Origin of the sequence: Pseudarthrobacter sp. NamE5, assembly GCF_005796225.1 — a bacterium.
GTDB lineage: Bacteria > Actinomycetota > Actinomycetes > Actinomycetales > Micrococcaceae > Arthrobacter.
The window spans coordinates 124954-142831 of record NZ_VAHO01000001.1; the positions used below are offsets into that span (position 1 = coordinate 124954).

Consider the following 17878-nt stretch of genomic DNA (forward strand, 5'->3'; position numbering starts at 1 on the left):
TGGGAGCCGGCGGGGCCTCTCGTGCTGCTGCTTAGACGCTCGGGGCGATTTCCGGGATGCGCGGCTTGGCGTTGCCTGCGAACGTGAACTTGGCGTCGTCGCCTTCGCCTTCCACATCCACCACAACAATGTCGCCTGCGTGGATCTCGCCGAACAGGATCTTCTCGGACAGCTGGTCCTCGATCTCGCGCTGGATGGTCCGGCGCAGCGGCCGGGCACCCATGGCGGGATCGTAACCGCGCGTGGCGAGGAGCACCTTGGCGGCCTTGGTCAGCTCGATGCCCATGTCCTTGTCCTTGAGGCGCTTTTCCAGGCGGGTGACGAACAGGTCCACGATCTCGATGATCTCGTCCTGGGTCAGCTGCGGGAACACCACAACGTCATCCACACGGTTCAGGAACTCGGGGCGGAAGTGCTGCTTAAGTTCCTCCGTCACCCGGGCACGCATGCGGTTGTAGCCGGTCTGCGTGTCGGTTCCGGACTGGAAGCCGGTGGCAACGCTCTTGGAGATGTCCCGGGTACCCAGGTTGGTGGTCATGATGATCACGGTGTTCTTGAAGTCCACCACGCGGCCCTGGGAGTCGGTCAGGCGGCCGTCTTCCAGGATCTGCAGCAGCGAGTTGAAGAGGTCCGCGTGGGCCTTCTCCACCTCGTCGAACAGCACCACGGAGAACGGACGGCGCCGGACCTTCTCAGTCAGCTGGCCACCCTCTTCGTAGCCCACGTAGCCCGGAGGGGCACCGAAGAGCCGCGAAACGGTGTGCTTCTCGGAGTACTCGGACATGTCCAGGGTGATGAGGGCGTCCTCTTCACCGAACAGGAACTCCGCGAGTGCCTTGGCCAGCTCGGTCTTGCCGACGCCGGTGGGGCCGGCGAAGATGAACGAGCCGCCGGGACGCTTGGGGTCCTTGAGTCCTGCACGGGTACGGCGGATGGCCTGTGACAGTGCCTTGATGGCCTCGTCCTGGCCGACGACGCGCTTGTGGAGTTCGTCTTCCATCTTCAGCAGGCGCGAGGATTCTTCCTCGGTCAGCTTGAAGACGGGGATGCCTGTGGAGTTGGCCAGCACCTCGGCGATGAGATCCTCATCCACCTCGGAGATGTCGTCCATGCCGCCGGACTTCCAGTGGCGCTCCTTCTCCGAACGCTCGGAGATCATCTTCTGCTCCTTGTCGCGGAGCGCAGCGGCGCCTTCGAAGTCCTGCGCGTCAATCGCGGATTCCTTCTCCATCTTCAGCTTCGCGATGCGCTCGTCCATGGCCTTGAGCTCCGGCGGAGCGGTCATGCGGCGGATGCGGAGACGTGCGCCTGCCTCGTCGATCAGGTCGATCGCCTTGTCCGGCAGGAAGCGGTCCGAGATGTACCGCTCGGCGAGGCTGGCAGCAGAGGCCAGTGCGCCGTCGGTGATGGTGACGCGGTGGTGTGCCTCGTAGCGGTCACGCAGGCCCTTGAGGATCTCGATGGCGTGCGCCACGGAGGGTTCCTTGACCTGGATCGGCTGAAAGCGGCGCTCCAGCGCGGCGTCCTTCTCGATGTGCTTGCGGTACTCATCCAGCGTGGTGGCGCCGATGGTCTGCAGTTCACCGCGGGCCAGCATGGGCTTCAGGATGGATGCAGCATCAATGGCGCCCTCGGCGGCACCCGCACCCACCAGGGTGTGGATCTCGTCGATGAAGAGGATGATGTCGCCGCGGGTGCGGATCTCCTTGAGGACCTTTTTCAGGCGCTCTTCGAAGTCACCGCGGTAGCGGGAGCCTGCCACCAGGGAACCGAGGTCCAGGGTGTAGAGCTGCTTGTCGCGGATGGTCTCGGGGACGTCGCCGCGGACGATTGCCTGGGCAAGGCCCTCGACGACGGCGGTCTTGCCGACGCCGGGTTCGCCGATCAGGACCGGGTTGTTCTTGGTGCGCCGGGAGAGGACCTGCATGACGCGTTCCATCTCCTGCTCGCGTCCAATGACCGGGTCCAGCTTGTTTTCGCGGGCAGCCTGGGTCAGGTTGCGGCCGAACTGGTCCAGGACCACGGATCCTGCGGGCGCACCCTCGGGCTGGCCGGAACCGACGCCGGCACCCGTGGTTTCCTTGCCCTGGTAACCGGACAGGAGCTGGATGACCTGCTGGCGGACCCGGTTAAGGTCGGCGCCGAGCTTCACCAGCACCTGGGCGGCAACGCCCTCACCCTCACGGATGAGGCCCAGCAGGATGTGCTCCGTGCCGATGTAGTTGTGGCCCAGCTGGAGGGCTTCGCGGAGCGAGAGCTCCAGCACCTTCTTGGCACGGGGGGTGAAGGGGATGTGCCCGGACGGCGCCTGCTGGCCCTGCCCGATGATCTCCTGCACCTGCTCGCGAACGCCGTCGAGCGAAATGCTCAAGGACTCAAGAGCTTTGGCGGCAACGCCCTCACCCTCATGGATCAGACCCAAGAGGATGTGTTCGGTACCGATGTAATTGTGGTTCAGCATGCGTGCCTCTTCTTGGGCAAGCACAACTACGCGACGGGCACGGTCCGTAAATCGCTCAAACATTTCGCCACACTCCTAGCTACGACGTACTTTGATGCTACGTGGCGGGCCCGGACTTGTGGAGCGTGTTCGCCACAGGGGAAACCTGGCCGGTGTGGGAATACGACGGCGGCGGGCCCGGAAGGACCGTCGCGGGTCTTTTTCCGGAGACTGCTGCAGGCGGCTCCGCGGCGGCCAGCCGGGCCGACTGTGCCACCTGCCCCGGCCATGCGGCCGCAAGGGCAGCTGAGCGGATCCAGCCGTGCCGGCCGAGTGAAAGTAGCCGGGCACTTTTCCGGACAGGGGCCGTGCGGGAAATTCCAGTCCATGCACGAAAAAGCCCTGCTTCCCGGCGTCCGGAAGCAGGGCCTAACGAGACCTGGGGCACTTCTAGGAATTTGCCTTTTGGTAGGCTTCCTGGATTTCGGCCTGAATTCGGCCGCGGCTGTTAACCGTGTAGCCGTTTTCGCGGGCCCATTGCCTAATCTGCGCAGAGTCGTGGCTGCGGCCACCCGGTGCTGCCTTAGTGCGGGTGGCGGTGCGGCCGCCGGAAGTTTTCCGTGCTGCTGCAACAAAACGCTCCAGCGAAGAGCGGAGCTCAGCAGCGTTTGCTGCTGACAGATCAATCTCATAGTTGACCCCATCGAGGCCAAACTTAACATTCTCGTCTGCGGATCCCCCATCCAGATCATCAACGAGGATGATGTTTACTTTCTGTGCCATTAAAGGCCTTCCTCTTGGAAAGGGTTCGGTTTTCAGAAAAGCAGGATGTTTCCCTAAAAAGTATGACTCCCTTTATGGCAACGCGTCAAAGCGCCAAATGGTTCCTGTGGATATTAGGGGGAAAGTTGCGGGTTTATCTATTCGGTTCCGAATCCGGGTGCTCTGCCGTTGACGCGGCGCGGGATTCGGCCTCCGCCTGCGCCTGGGCTTCGGCCTGGCGCTCGGCTTTGTCGGCGTTAAAGATCGATTTCATGGCAAACCAGAACAGCAAACCCACCACAATCGAAGGCAGGAGGACAGCTACGTATTCCATGGTCAGTGGCCCTCGGGCTTAAGCAGCGGGAAGAGGATGGTTTCACGGATTCCGGCGCCGGTGAAGAGCATCACCAGCCTGTCAATCCCCAGGCCGATTCCGCCCATCGGAGGAGCGCCGTATTCGAGGGCGCGCAGGAAGTCCTCATCCAGCTGCATCGCTTCGTCGTCACCAGCAGCGGCGTGGCGTGACTGCTCGGTGAGCCGCTCGCGCTGGATGACGGGGTCGATCAGTTCGGAGAAGGCGGTGCCGCGTTCCATGCCACCGATGATTAGGTCCCAGGCCTCGATGAGCCGGCCGTCCTCGCGGTGCGGGCGGGCCAGCGGCTGCGCGGACGGCGGGTAGTCGTAGACAAACGTGGGGTTCAGCAGCGTTGGTTCCACAATCTCGCCGAACAGCTCGACAACCAGCTTCTCAGCGTCCCACTTCGGGTCCACCTTGACCTCGTGCTTTTCGGCAATTCCGCGAAGCACCTCCAGCGGAGTATCCGGGGTGACTTCGTGGCCAACGGCGTCGGAAAGCCCCGGGTAAACGGCAAGCCATGCCCACTCGCCGTCGAGGTTGATCTCCCCTGCCTCGGTCTGAAGGACACGCCCGGCACCCACTGCGTCAGCGGCGTCGAGGATGATCTCCTTGATCCGCTCGGCCATGACAAACTGGTCGGCCCATGCCTCGTAGCACTCAAGGGTGGTGAACTCGGGGCTGTGGGTGGAGTCCACGCCCTCGTTGCGGAACACGCGGCCCATGTCGTAGACGCGGTCGATGCCGCCCACCACAGCACGCTTGAGGTACAGCTCCGTGGCGATACGCAGGGTCATCTTCTGGTCGAAGGCGTTCATGTGGGTCTCGAACGGGCGCGCCAGGGCGCCGCCGTGAACCAGCTGCAGGATGGGGGTCTCCACCTCAACGTAGTTGTGGCGGAAGAGTGTCTCGCGGATGGAGCGGGTGATGGCCGCGCGGGTGTACACCATTTCGCGGGCTTCGTCCCTGACCATCAGGTCCACGTAGCGCTGGCGGACGCGGGTCTCCTCGTTCAGCTCCGCGTGCAGCACCGGCAGCGGGCGCAGCGCCTTGGAAGCCATGGACCAGGAGTCAGCCATGATGGACAGTTCACCGCGGCGGGAGGAGAGGACCTCACCCTTGATGAACACGTGGTCACCAAGGTCCACCAGTGCCTTCCAGTCGGCGAGCGCCTCCTCGCCGATGTTGGCCAGGCTAAGCATGGCCTGCAGGCGGGTGCCCTTGCCATCCGTGCCGCCCTCCTGGAGCGTGGCGAAGCACAGCTTTCCGGTGTTGCGGATGAACACCACGCGGCCGGTGACGCCTACGATGTCACCCGTGGTGTCGTCTGCCTGCAGGTGGGCGTACTTCTCACGGATCTCCGCGAGCGAGTGCGTCCGCTCCACGCCCACCGGGTACGCCTCTACGCCGCGCTCGATGAGTTTGGCGCGCTTCTCCATGCGGATCCGCATCTGCTCGCTGGCATCCAGCGGCTCCGGGGCGTTTTTGGGCGAGGGGGTGTTTTGGGAAGTCACAATCCACAAGTTTACCGGGCGGGGAGGTCGCACCGCTCCTGCCTGGGACGGGGTGGTGAAAGAACAGGCACTTCCAACGCACGACGGCGGCCGGCTGGCCTTGTACAGCTACGGCACCGGCGATGCGCCGGGGGAACGCCGCGTACTGCTGATCGGCGGGGCGTTCCTCACCGCCCTGATCTACCGGCCGTTTTCGATGGCGCTGGCCGAGGGCCTTGGGGCTGGCTGGGCGGTGGACGTCTACGACCGCCGCGGGCGCGGAAGCTCCTCGAAGCAGCCCGAGGACTATTCCATGGTGACCGAGATCGCGGACGTCCGCACAGTCCTGGACGCCACCGGCGCGCGAAACATCCTGGGCGACAGCCAAAATCCCTGAACCGGTCCTGGCCGGGCTGATGGCCCTGCTGTCCCGCACCAAGGTGAACCGGAGCGGCTGCACGCCGCGGTCCCCGGCAGCACCTACGAGCTCTCGCCCAAGGGTTTCCACGGCTCCATCCCGGCAGCCATTGACGAACTGGTCACCGACATCTCCGAGTACTTCAAGGGCTGACTTCCTTTAGGAGTTCTTGTCCAGATATGCCGATTTAAACCGCGTGCAGTCTGCGTATCTGGACAAGAACGCAGGGGGGTTAGGTGCGCTCGCCCCTGCTGAACCCGGCCAGGGCAACGTCCCCGAGGTTCTGCCACAGGCTTTTGGGCTGGGGCAGGTGGTCCTTGGCTGCCAGCCAGTCGCCGTAGCGCGTGATGTCCTCCCCTCCTGATGCTGCGACGGCGTCGCAGGCGAAGCCGACGGCCCGGGAACCGTCGGCCAGTTCGATCGCCCCCAGCAGCATGGGTTCGGGCAGGGCGGCCAGGAACCTGCCCAGCCCCGCCTGTGACAGGAGCCACCGCTCCCCCACCAGCTCCGCGCCGTCGTCCGAACGGTACACGCCCGGCTTGGGCGGCACCGTGTCCAGGGAAACCATGCGGTAGCGCGCCGCGGTCCGCACCTCCCCGTCCCAGGCGGCGCCGAGTTCCTCGAGCTGGTGGGCCAGCGGCTGCCCCTTGCGGTGTGCGCCCACCACCACCAGTGAAGCAGCGGTGGCGCCTGCAGCGATTGGCCAGGGAGCGGACGACGACGGGCCGGCACCAGCGCGGGCCGCTGCCGGCGCCGCGCCCTGGGCAAAGAGTGCCGGGGCTTCCGGAGTTGCCTCCAGGAGGCGGGCGATGTCGGCGGCAACAGCGTCCTCAAACGTCCGGCCCACCACGGTCAGCCCGAACTGGGACCCGTCCACCTCTCCGGCCGGCACGGCAACGGCGCACAGGTCGAACAGGTTGCAGAAGTTCGTGTAGGTGCCCATCAGGGAGTTCACGCCCACCGGATCCGCGGCCACCTCGGCAAAAGTGGGATGGAACGGCGCCGTGGGAATCAGCAGGGCATCAAAACCTGCAAGCCCCGCCATCGCCTTCTGCTTCAACGCCTCGAGGCGCCCGGTGTCAGCGACGTACCGGTGGGCGGGCACTGCGCCTGCCGCCCGGATGATGCGCTCCACGGTAGGGTCCAGGCCCGCCTGGCTCTCCACACCGCCGTCGGCATTTTCCAGGAACTCTCCGACGGCGGCGTAACGCTCCGCTACCAGCGCGCCGTCGTACAGCAGCCGGGCCGCTTCGAGGAAGGAATTGAAGTCAATGGGTTCCGCCTCCACGCCGGCGTCCTTGAGCCTGTCAACGTTGCGCCGGAATTCAGCAGCCCAGGCCTCCGGCAGTGCCGGCAGGGTTGCGGGGTAGGCGACGCGCGGCTTCTCCGGCGCTGCCAGCCGGATGTCTGCAGGCCATGCCCGGGCTCCTCCAGCCATCACGCCCATGGCAAGCTCCGCTGTGGAGAGCTGACGGGCGAAGATGGTGACCGCGTCCCAGGACCTGCACGCCGGCACCACACCGGCGGTGGACACGACATTGAGGGTGGGCTTGATGCCCACGATGCCCTGCAGCCCGGCAGGCACGCGGCCCGAACCGGCGGTATCCGTCCCAATGGCGATGTCCACGAGCCCCAGGGCCACCGCCACGGCCGAGCCGGAACTGGAGCCGCCGGAAATGAAGTCCGGACGGCGGGAGTCCCGGACCGCACCGTACGGGCTGCGCGTTCCCACCAGGCCGGTGGCGAACTGGTCCAGGTTGGCGGCGCCCAGGACCAGGGCGCCGGCGGCGCGCAGCCGGGCCACCGCCGCGGCGTCCTTGTCCGGGACATAGGCAAAGCCGGGGCACGCCGCCGTGGTCGGGATGCCTGCCACGTCGACGTTGTTCTTGACGGCGAGCAGGAGCCCGGCCAGCGGCAGGCCGGCGCCGCCGGCAACTGCCGTGTCAATAGCCGCGGCCTCGGTCAGCAGCCCGTCAGCATCGCGGAGGGTGATCCAGATTTCCGGGCGGTCGATGGCCTCCAGGGCGGCGAGCGCAGCCTGGACCCGCTTGGTGGCGGCACCCTGGGTCTCCATGTTCATACTGCCGCCTCCTCGAGTTCCGCTGCTTCCAGCCCGTCCCCCGCTCCTGTATTTTCCAGCTCTGCGCCGGCGCCGAGGACCACCACGGCCTCTCCGGAAACAACCTGCGAGCCGGCGGCCGGCAGGACCCGCAGCACCACGCCATCGCAGGGCGCCTCCAGCACGGTTTCCATCTTCATCGCCTCCAGTGACACCAGCGGCTGGCCCTTGACCACCCGGTCGCCTTCCGCCACGTCCACCTTCCAGACGCTCGCGGCGAAGGGTGCCGAGACGAGGGACCCGCCGTCCGGAACCGTTACCTCGTCTGCCGGGGGCGCCACGACGGCGGCCAGCGCGTCGGCACGGTCAAACTCGCCGGCGTCCGCCCATGCCTGCCGTTCAGTGGCGAAGGCAGCCCCCTGCTTTTCCCGGAAGGCCGCAATCGACTCGCGGTTTTCCTCGAGGAATACCTCGTGTTCGGCAAGCGAGAAGATGCCGTCCTCGATCTCAACGCCGCGGCCACGTCCAGCGGCCATGTCAGCCCGGAGGTCCAGGAGTTCCTCTGGGCTGACGGGGTACCAGGAGATCCGGTCGAAGAAACGGAGCAGCCACGGCGAACCGGGCTCGAACGGGGCCGAGTCAGCGTAGCGGGACCAGACCTGGGTGGTGCGCCCAACGAACTGGTAACCCCCGGGGCCTTCCATGCCGTAAATGCACATGTATGCACCGCCGATGCCCACGGCGTTCTCGGGCGTCCAGGTGCGGGCCGGGTTGTACTTAGTGGTGACCAGGCGGTGGCGCGGATCCAGCGGCGTGGCCACCGGGGCGCCGAGGTAAACATCGCCCAGTCCCAGGACCAGGTATTCGGCGTTAAAAACGGTGTCGAACACGTCAATAACCGAGTCCAAACCATTGATCCTGCGGATGAATTCGATGTTCCAGGGGCACCAGGGGGCGTCGTCACGGACACCTGCCATGTAGCGTTCGATGGCCTCGCGGGTAGCGGGGTCGTCCCAGGACAGCGGCAGCCGGACGGTGCGGCTGGGAACCACCAGCTCGGAACTTGCCGGCAGCGCTGCCTCGACTTCCTGTACCAGGTCCAGGAGCCGGTTCGTGGACAAGACCGACGGATCCACCTTGATCTGCAGGGACCGGATGCCCGGGGTGAGGTCCACGATGCCCGGCACCCGGAGCTGCTCGATGTGCTGGTGCAGGGCGTGAACGCGCGCGCGGAGCCCAAGGTCCAGGACCATCTCGCCGTACTCCACCAGCAGGTTGTCGTCGCCGGAGCGGCGGTAGGTGACCGCAGGCCGCCCGGAACCTTCCGGCACCCGGCCCAGGACGCCGTCGTCGCCATCTCCGCGGCGGGCGGTACGGAGCGCAGGCGCCGAGGCGGTGACGGCGGAAAGGTCCCCGGACCAGCCGGCGTCGCCAGGCAGAACCAGCTGCCGGCCCGGCCCCAGATCCTTGGCCGACGGCGCCCGGCTGGCTGTGATGGGCACGAACCGCACCTTGTCCCCCGGCCGGAGCTGGCCCAGCTTCCAGCGGTCGGCCGTCACCACGGTGACGGGGCAGACAAAGCCTCCCAGGCTGGGGCCGTCCGGACCAAGCAGGATGGGAGTGTCTCCGGTGAAGTCCAGGGCTCCCACTGAGTAGGCGGTGTCGTGGATGTTGGAGGGGTGCAGGCCGGCCTCGCCGCCGTCGGTCCGGGCCCAGCGCGGCTTGGGGCCGATGAGCCGGACGCCGGTGCGGGCCGAGTTGAAGTGGACCTCGTACTCTGCGCCGTACAGCTCTTCGATGTCCTCCCGCTGGAAGAACTCCGGGGCGCCGTGCGGCCCTTCCACCACGGTCAGTTCCCAGGCCGAGGTCAGGGCGGGGCGGCTGTCCAGTGGCACTGCTGCCGTGGGTGCCTCCCCAGTTTGGGTGACTGCACGGAGCACGTCGCCGGCGCGCAGGACGCGCCCGGCGTGGCCGCCGAACTGCCCCAGGGTGAAGGTGGAGGCGCTGCCAAGGTACGCCGGAATGTCCAGGCCGCCCTGGAACAGGATGTAACCGCGCAGGCCCTTGCCGCCGGCCGTGCCGACGTCGAGCGTTCCGCCCGCGGGGACCGTGACAGGCGCCCAGCTGGGCACCTCAGTCCCGTCAACTGTCACGGTTGCCTCGGCACCGGTGACGCAGACGGTGGTGGGGTGGGTGAACGTCAGGCTTGGGCCGGTCATGGTGAATTCCAGGCCCGGGGCACCTTCCGGGTTGCCAAGGACGGTGTTGCCGAGCCGGAAGGACAGATCATCCATGGGTCCGCTCGGCGGGACACCGATCTGCCACAGTCCCGTTCGGCCGGGCCAGTCCTGCACGCTGGTCTGCAGGCCCGGGCGGCCCACGGTGATCCGCGGCTCTGGATCCCCCACATTGTCCAGCGTGCCGGTGGAGTGCCGGACGCCGCGGACCGCATCCAGCGTGGTGGCTGCGCGGAGCATGCCGAGGTTGGTTTCGATCCCGTCGATCCGGGTGCCGGCGAGCGCTGCGGACAGCCGGTCAAATGCTTCTGTGCGGTTGGCGCCGGAGGTGATGATCTTGCCCAGGAGGGGGTCGTAGTTGGTGGACACCTCGGTACCGGTTTCGGCCCAGGCGTCCACGCGGACGTCCGCCGTGGCCGGATAGGCGGCATTGGTCACGGTGCCGGCGCTGGGCTGGAAGTTCCGGGCGGGATCCTCAGCGTAGACCCGGGCTTCCACGGCATGGCCGGAAACCGGCAGGCTGTCCGGCACGCCTTTGAGGACGGTTTCGGCGCCGCTCCCGCCTTGGGCCAGCCGGAGCATCCACTCCACCAGGTCCACGCCGGTGACGGCTTCGGTGACCGGGTGCTCCACCTGGAGACGCGCGTTGACTTCCAGGAAGGATGCCTCGCGGCGGGCCGGATCATAGACAAACTCGACCGTACCGGCCGAGCGGTAGTTAAGGGAGGCGCAGAGGGCACGGGAGCTGCGGTGCAGCTCTTCGCGCAGTTCATCCGGCAGGTCCGGAGCCGGGGCCTCTTCCAGGACCTTCTGGTGGCGGCGCTGCAGGGAGCAGTCCCGGTCACCGAGGCTGACCACCCGGCCCCCGCCGTCGCCGAACACCTGGACCTCAACGTGCCGCGCGTTTTCCACGTAGCGCTCTGCGAAAACGCCTGCGGTGCCGAAGCTGGCACCGGCCAGGCGGGCAACGCGGGGAAAGCTTTCCACGAGTTCGGCCTCGTTGCGGCAGACCGTCATGCCGATCCCACCGCCACCGCCGGTGGCCTTGAGCATCAACGGGAAGCCAATGGCTTTGCCGGCCGCGACGGCAGCGTCCACGTCCTCAAGCAGCCCTGATCCGGCGATCATCGGCACTCCGGCCGCGCGTGCGGCATCGCGCGCTGTGTGCTTGGTGCCAAAGGTGCGCAGCTGTTCGGGGGTGGGGCCAACAAAGACCAGCCCGGCTGCTTCAACGGCTTCGGCGAAGTCCGCGTCCTCGGACAGGAATCCGTAGCCGGGGTGGATGGCGCCGGCCCCGGTGGACCTGGCGGCTTCGAGCAGCGCCTCCACGCGGAGGTAGGACTCCTTCGCCGGAGCCGGCCCCAGGAGCACCGCTTCGTCTGCGAGCCGGACGTGCTTGGCGCCCCGGTCCGCTTCGGAGAAGACGGCCACCGTGCGGAGTCCCAGCTTCCGGGCGGATTCGATGATGCGGCAGGCGATCTCGCCGCGGTTTGCGATCAGCAGGGTGTCAAAGGTGTTCACAGCGCAGCCTCCGGCCGGGTGACGATCATGCGGACGGGGGTGGGGTTGAAGCCGTTGCACGGGTTGTTGATCTGCGGGCAGTTGGACACCAGCACCAGGGTGTCCAACTCGGCGCGCAGCGCCACCCGCTTGCCGGGAGCGGACAGGCCGTCAACGATCCCCAGGGCGCCGTCCGGGTCAACCGGCACGTTCATGAACCAGTTGATGTTGGACACCAGGTCCCGCTTCCCGAGGCCCCAGCGCGAACCCTCAATCAGGAAATTCTCCACGCAGGCGTGCTGTTCCCGGGTGTGCTGGCCGTAGCGGAGCGTGTTGGACTCCTGCGAGCAGGCGCCGCCGATGGTGTCGTGCACCCCCACCTCGTCGGCCACGACTGTCATCAGCGGCGCTCCCGTTTCCGCCCGCAGGACCGAGCCCGTTGTCAGGACGATCGACTGCTGGCTGGCGATGGTGGCGGCTGCTGAGTAACGGACGGAGGTGTCACCCGCAGCGTACAGCAGGCAATCCACGGCCTGGTTGCCCTCAAGGTCAACGATGGTCAGCACGTCGCCGGCGGAGACGACGGCGGACCAGGGGCCGCGTGCCTCGACGAACTCATCCAGGACCACCTCGCCTGCGGTGAGGGCAATGGCGCGGGCGTCTGCGGCAGGGTTGGTGTAAACGGCAGTGTTCATCGGGCGTTCCTTGCGGTCAGGTCGTGTTCGGTGTTGTGCAGTGCCTGCAGGTGTTCTGGAGCCAGGGGGCTCGTGAGGGTGCCCGCTTCCAGCGCTGCCAGATCCTGCGGCGCATGCCAGGAGAGGATGTCGGCAGCGGTGCCGGTGAAGTCCGGGCGAGGGTCCAACGGGTGTGCTGTATTGGCGAGGACCAGGACCGCGTCCATCTGGAGGAGAAGGTCGACGGCGGCGCCCGGGCCTGCACTTCCGGTGAAGGTGATGCTGCCGGCAGGGTCAACGGTGATGCCCTTGAAGAAGGACAGCGACGGCGCGACGTCGGACGGGCCAAGACCGGTCTTAAGGGCGCCGAGGGTGAGCAGTTCCCGCGCAGCGGGAGAAGCACTGTGGACGGACCCTGCACCGTAGCGTGCCGTGTTGCCGGCGAGCGTAGTGGCGCCGGTGAGTGGATCGTGGCGGGATGAGGTGTCGGCCACGATGGTGGCCATCAGGCGGCCGGCGTCGGAAAGCAGCGGGTGGCCGGCCGCGGGGTAGGCCTGCCAGGGGACCTTGACCGTGTCGGCAATGTTGAGCCGCTCGTACGGTGCACCGGCCCGGTACAACAACGCATGGACGCAGGCGTCACCGGAGGTGTCCGTGAGCCTGACCCTGGTGCCACGGGCCAGGGTCATGACGGCGTAGCGGCCGAAGGCCAGCGATTCCGCCCAGCTGACGGAAGCTGCGGCGCCGTCGGGAAGTCCTGCCAGAAGGGGCGCCGGGGCCGAAGCGGCCGGAACGTACCGCATGGTATTCGCGGTCCTGCCGTGCTGTTCCCTTGCGTGGGCACGGGCACCGGCGGTGGTGGCGGTCCCGGCTGCTGCTGGAGTTTCGGTTACTTGTGTCATGTCGGTCCTGTACTGGTCTTGAAGCGTGTGTTGGTTCGGAAGGGTGTTGGAAAACTTTCTGGGCAGGTGTGCTCAGGCCTGGGCGGCCAGGTTCCGGCGGCGCACCCAGAGGCCGAGGAGCAGGACCACGGTCACCATGAGCGGCGCGGAGTAGAGGAGGATGCCGTTCTCACCGGAGGGGTCGTAGACCTCCGGCCGTGGCCACGCCAGGTTGACCACCATCAGGGCCCCGTAAAGAACGGCCAGGACGTTGACGGGCAGTCCCCAGCGCCCCAGTGAGAAGAGCCCGGCAGGCATTGTCTGTCCTACCCGGTCCCAGTCGCCCCGGAGGCGGTTGACCAGCTGCGGCACAGTGACCAGGAGGTAGGCAAGGTAGACCATGACGATGCAGACGCTGCAGAGAGTGGTGAACAGGGCTGCGTTGCCCACGTTGATGGCCAGCACACCCACTGCGAGGGCGCCGATGACGATTGACGGCCACATCGGAGTGCCGCGGGTAGGGTGGACTGAGGAAAGCAGTGCCGAGGCGGGGAGCTTGCCGTCCCGGGCCATGGAGAACACCAGCCGTGAACCGGCGGTCTGGATGGCCAGCGTGCAGACGAAGATGGCAATGGCGACGTCCACCAGCAGGACCTTGCCCCAGAAGGTGCCCAGGACTGCGGTGAGGACGTAGGGCAGGCCCTCGGTGGCGAGCCGGCCGTCATCGAGGCTGGGCGCGGCCATCAGGGCGGTGATGATCATGAGCGCTCCGCCAACGCCGGAGATGAGCAGGGCGGAAAGGATGGTGCGGGGGGCCGTGCGGCGTGGGTCCTTGGTTTCCTCCGAGAGTTCGCCGGCGGAGTTGAAGCCGACCATGACGTAGGCGGCCATGAGCCCGGAGACCAGGAACGCTCCCACGGCACCCAGTTCCGAAGTCTGGAGCACGGCGGTGTCCGCTACGACGTCCGGACCCCGCTGGGCCGCGCTGACGAGTGCCAGGATGACGGCCACAACGCCCACGATTTCGCAGGTGACGCCGACGGAGTTGACGTGCGCCATGAGTTTGACGCCTAGTGAGTTGATGATGGTGGTGGCCACCAGGAGCACGGCGCCGAGGATCACCGCGTTGGCAGCGCCGGTCACTGTGTTCAGCGCGGGGTCGCCGCCCACCAGCTGGAAACCGTCCCACAGCTGGGGCAGCACCACCTGCAGGGCTATGGCGGCAGCCGCGGCGGTGACCACCTGGGCGATCGCCATGAACCAGCCGGCAAACCAGCCCACGCCTTCTCCGCCCACCCGCCGCGCCCACTGGTAGACGGCACCGGACAGCGGGTAGCGGGCGGCGAGCTCAGCGAAGTTCAGCGCCACCAGCAACTGGCCCACGAGGACCACCGGCCAGGTCCAGAAGAAGGCCGGCCCCGCGAAGGAGTAGCCGAACGCGAACAGCTGGAAGATGGTGGTGAGGATGGAGACGAAGGAAAAGCCTGCGGCAAAGGAAGCGTAGCGGCCAAGCTTGCGGTGCAGGGTGGGCTCGTAGCCAAGGGACGTCAGGTCCGCATCGTCCGCATGGACGGTGGGAAGAACGGTTGAAGTCATCGGATTCTCCGGGGGCTGGAACGGCGTGAGGGGTGGAGCCATCCGGTACGCAGCACTCGGCCGAAAGCTGTTGAATACCGGTCACTTGATAGTTTTCCAGCGTGATGTCCCCGGGGAGTTTCGCTTCTGTAAAAGGCGTATGGACATCTTGTTTCCGGATTATTTCCGTCCCCTCACCTCTTGTGAGGGGCTCGGGAGAGGCCGGCAGGAATGCAAGAATGATGCGGTGAATTCAGGACCGGGACGACCCCGCACCCATCAGCCCTCCAGGCCCGGGGCCACCGCCCGTGATGAAATCCTGGATGCCGCGGCTGAGCTTTTCACCACCCAGGGCTTCGCCAACACCTCAACCAGGTCCATTGCCGACGCCGTAGGAATCCGGCAGTCGTCCCTCTACCACCACTTCAAGACCAAGGACGATATCCTTGAGGACCTCCTCGAAGGCACCGTAGCCGGCGGGCTGGAATTTGCCCGCACCGTGGCGGCCCTCCCGCCAGCGGCTGGACCAGCGGAAGAACCGTCCGGAAGCCGGCTTCATGCCGTCGCGGTTTACGACGGGACGCAACTGTGCAGCGCGCGCTGGAACCTCGGAATCCTCTACCACCTGCCCGAGGTCCGCAGCGCGCGGTTCGCGGGATTCCTGGCCAGCCGGCAGGAACTGCGCGGCCTCTACGGAAGACTGGGGGCCGGACTGCCTTCGGCCAGCGTGGGATCCGCTGCTGACGGCAACGGTGCTGACTTCACCTTCCGGCTGGTCGAATCCCTGATTAATCTTCGCGCCGACGGCCTGATGACACCCGAATCGCCGCTGCAGGCCGCGGACGCCGGACTTATCCTGTGTGGGCTTGCCGAGGGATTGCCCGCCATCCGAGAGCACAGCGCCGCACTCATTGCCCGCCTCAGCTGACAGACTGCGTGGATGTGGCCCGCCGCCACCGCGGTGTCCATGGAGACTGTGTTCAGGTTGCTCGGCTAGGCTCGGAACATGACGCGTGAGAACATCAGGACCCCCGACGGCGGCACGCTGGAGCTCTTCTCCACCGGCACGGAACTCGCTTTTGCCGGTTCGGGCGTTGTCATTGTCCCGCCCTCCATGGTGACCGCCGCCGACTACACCAAGTTCGCACAAAAACTCAGCGCGGCACTGGGCCGTCCAGTGCACACGTTCAACCGCCGCGGCCGAGGTTCCTCATCCCCGCAGCCGGAGGATTACACGCTGGACGTGGACATCCGGGACCTGAAGACCGTAATGAAGCACACCGCCAGCACGGACGTGTTCGGCCACAGCTTCGGCGGCGCCGTGGCACTTCATGCGGCGCGCACCCTCCCCGTGGAGCGGCTTGCCGTCTACGACCCCGCCGTCTCCGTCAACCACAGCGTGAAAGCTGACTGGATCGCCGAGTACGAGCACGCCGCAGCAGCCGGGGACGACGACCGCGCCCTCGCCGTCCTGCAGCGCGGACTGGAAGCTGGCGGCTCCTTCTCGTCTCGGATGCCGCTGTCCATGCTGACCCTGGCCAACAAGCTCACGGCAGGCACCCATGAGGGCAAACAGCAGCGCGAGATGATGCGGACCGGCGTCCGTGAAATCAAGGCGATCATCGCAGCCGACATGCCGGCCGAACCGTTCCTGGAACTGCCGCTGGAGACGCTGATTGTGGTGGGCGAAAAAAGCCCGGCGTACTTTGGCGTGGCCTGCGGCCAGATCCACGACGTCCTTTCCGGCTCCAGCTACACCATCCTGCCCGGTTACGGCCACGACGGTGTCATCAAGGCCCCGGACCGGCTCATCAAGGAGCTCGCGGACTTCTTCGCCGGCTGACCCAACTAGGTAGCAGCAAATGTCGTTTTGAGGGCTCATTCCGACACCTGCTGCTACCTAGTTGGGCTAGTGCGCGGCGTGACCCGGCCCGGTACCTTCGGTCTTGCGCATCATCGCTGAAAGCACGACGGCGGCAAGGGCTATGACGGTTGCCGTCAGGAAGGCGGCGCTCATCCCGGCGACGAGGCCCGACGTCGTGGAGACCACGGCGAAGATGGACACCAGCAGCGCCGTTCCCGCAGCTCCCGCCACCTGTTGCGTGGTGCTCATGATTGCGGAGCCGTGCGAGTACAGGTGCGGCGGAAGCGGGTTCAGGCCGGTGGTGAAGGCAGGCGTGAACAGCAGCGCCAGGCCGAAGCTCAGCCCCACGTGCAAGGTGACGATCCACGCCACGGAGGTGCCGTCGTCGAGCATTGAGAACTGCCAGAGGGCGGCGACCATCAGGATGGAACCCGTGACGGTGAGCGGCAGCGGCCCCACCTTGTCGAACAGCCGGCCGATGACCGGCCCAAGCAGGCCCATGGCCAGGCCGCCGGGAAGCAGTACCAGGCCGGTCTCAAGCGAGCCGAGACCACGAATCTCCTGCAGGTAGAGCGGCAGCAGGATGACTCCGCCGAAGAGTGCCATCATGGCCACCACCATCAGCAGGACCGAGACGGTGAACATGCGGAAGTTGAAGGCGCGCAGGTCCAGCAGCGGAGCTTCCGCCTTCTGCAGCCGGACCTGGCGGAGGACGAACACTGCGAGGCTGACAACGCCGATCACCAGGGCGGCCATAGCGCCGGCACCCGGACCGGACTGGCCGCCATGGCCGCCGCCGATCTGGCTAAGGCCATAGACGAGTCCGCCGAACGCCGGAACGGTAAGCAGGACTGAGGGGAAGTCGAGCCTGGTCTTCTCGACCTCACCGATATTGGTGAGGTATTTGGCGCCGATCGCCAGGGCCGCGAGGGCCACAGGCAGGACGAACACGAACATGAAGCGCCAGGTGAAGTGCTGCAGGATCAGACCGGAAACAGTAGGGCCCATGGCCGGGGCCACGGAGATGGCGATGCTGACGTTGCCCATCACCGCCCCGCGCTTGGCGAGCGGAACCAAGGTGAGGATGGTGGTCATCAGCAGCGGCAGCATGATGGCCGTGCCGCCCGCCTGAACGATGCGGGCCAGGAGCAGCAGTTCGAAACCGGGAGCAACTGCCGCCATTGCCGTTCCGCCGGCGAAAAGCCCCATCGCCAGCATGAAGACAGCCCGGGTGGAGAGGCTCTGCAGGATGAACCCCGTGGTGGGGATGACCACGGCCATGGTGAGCATAAAGCCGGTGGACAGCCACTGCACGGTGGGTGCATCCACCTGGAGTTCGACCATGAGCCGCTGCAGGGCGACGTTCATGATGGTCTCGTTGAGGATCACCACGAACGTCGCCACCAGCAGCGTGGCGATGACGGTCACCGATTCACGGGAGATCTTCTCCGGCGGGGCGGGCTTGGCTCCTTGGGTCTGGACGGACTGGCCGTTCGCGGTCGGAGAGACTTCGGTAGACATGGGTGTTCCCTCAGGGAGTGTACGGATGGTGCGCGGACAAGGCCGTTGCAGATGCCAACACTCTACCGTGTGGAGTAATTCCTCCTCGCCGGAACTTTT

General features: G+C 66.5%; 12 protein-coding genes and 1 pseudogene. 3 read left to right on the forward strand and 10 right to left on the reverse strand.

The features are described 5' to 3' along the window. Positions 1-31 precede the first annotated feature (31 nt). The 4 genes from FDW84_RS01810 to lysS all read right to left on the reverse strand — a co-directional run bounded on the left by FDW84_RS01810 (position 32) and on the right by lysS (position 5071). A complete protein-coding gene (locus tag FDW84_RS01810) occupies positions 32-2524 on the reverse strand; it encodes an ATP-dependent Clp protease ATP-binding subunit (RefSeq protein ID WP_138605985.1) in 2493 nt (830 codons plus the stop codon). A gap of 366 nt (positions 2525-2890) precedes the next feature. Continuing rightward, a complete protein-coding gene (locus FDW84_RS01815) occupies positions 2891-3223 on the reverse strand; it encodes a histone-like nucleoid-structuring protein Lsr2 (RefSeq protein WP_138605987.1) in 333 nt (110 codons plus the stop codon). Positions 3224-3356: 133 nt separating this feature from the next. Further along, positions 3357-3536: a hypothetical protein gene (locus FDW84_RS01820; RefSeq protein ID WP_138605990.1), complete on the reverse strand. Its 180-nt coding sequence runs from the start codon at positions 3534-3536 to the stop codon at positions 3357-3359. A gap of 2 nt (positions 3537-3538) precedes the next feature. Further along, a complete protein-coding gene (gene lysS / locus FDW84_RS01825; protein WP_138605992.1) occupies positions 3539-5071 on the reverse strand; it encodes a lysine--tRNA ligase in 1533 nt (510 codons plus the stop codon). A 55-nt stretch (positions 5072-5126) separates the two neighbouring features. On the opposite strand from lysS, the pseudogene FDW84_RS01830 reads away from it, so the two are divergent. Beyond that, positions 5127-5621: pseudogene (locus FDW84_RS01830) on the forward strand (alpha/beta fold hydrolase). A gap of 79 nt (positions 5622-5700) precedes the next feature. Here the strand turns inward: FDW84_RS01830 and atzF are convergent. From atzF to FDW84_RS01855, 5 genes are all read right to left on the reverse strand, one after another. After that, complete coding sequence (gene atzF / locus FDW84_RS01835; RefSeq protein WP_138605994.1) at positions 5701-7548, reverse strand: allophanate hydrolase; 1848 nt, start codon at positions 7546-7548, stop codon at positions 5701-5703. Next, positions 7545-11285 carry an urea carboxylase gene (gene uca / locus FDW84_RS01840; RefSeq protein ID WP_138605996.1) on the reverse strand — a complete coding sequence of 1247 codons (3741 nt, stop codon included), beginning with the start codon at positions 11283-11285 and terminating at the stop codon, positions 7545-7547. The genes atzF and uca overlap by 4 nt, the downstream gene beginning before the upstream one ends. Further along, positions 11282-11959, reverse strand: coding sequence for an urea amidolyase associated protein UAAP2 (locus tag FDW84_RS01845; RefSeq protein ID WP_138605998.1), 678 nt, complete (start codon positions 11957-11959; stop codon positions 11282-11284). Before FDW84_RS01845 ends, uca begins: the two co-directional genes overlap by 4 nt. Further along, on the reverse strand, positions 11956-12840 hold the full coding sequence (locus tag FDW84_RS01850) for an urea amidolyase associated protein UAAP1 (RefSeq protein ID WP_138606000.1): 885 nt from the start codon (positions 12838-12840) through the stop codon (positions 11956-11958). The genes FDW84_RS01845 and FDW84_RS01850 overlap by 4 nt, the downstream gene beginning before the upstream one ends. A gap of 72 nt (positions 12841-12912) precedes the next feature. Then, positions 12913-14415, reverse strand: coding sequence for an amino acid permease (locus FDW84_RS01855; RefSeq protein WP_138606002.1), 1503 nt, complete (start codon positions 14413-14415; stop codon positions 12913-12915). Positions 14416-14641: 226 nt separating this feature from the next. Here FDW84_RS01855 and FDW84_RS01860 point away from each other — a divergent pair, with 226 nt between their 5' ends. Next, positions 14642-15322, forward strand: coding sequence for a TetR/AcrR family transcriptional regulator (locus FDW84_RS01860; RefSeq protein ID WP_240721325.1), 681 nt, complete (start codon positions 14642-14644; stop codon positions 15320-15322). Between the two features lie 78 nt (positions 15323-15400). Continuing rightward, complete coding sequence (locus tag FDW84_RS01865; protein WP_138606006.1) at positions 15401-16237, forward strand: alpha/beta fold hydrolase; 837 nt, start codon at positions 15401-15403, stop codon at positions 16235-16237. 66 nt (positions 16238-16303) lie between these two features. Here FDW84_RS01865 and FDW84_RS01870 read toward each other — a convergent pair whose 3' ends face one another. After that, positions 16304-17779 (reverse strand): MDR family MFS transporter, encoded by a 1476-nt coding sequence (locus tag FDW84_RS01870; protein WP_138606008.1) that lies wholly within the window; start codon positions 17777-17779, stop codon positions 16304-16306. Positions 17780-17878 lie beyond the last annotated feature (99 nt).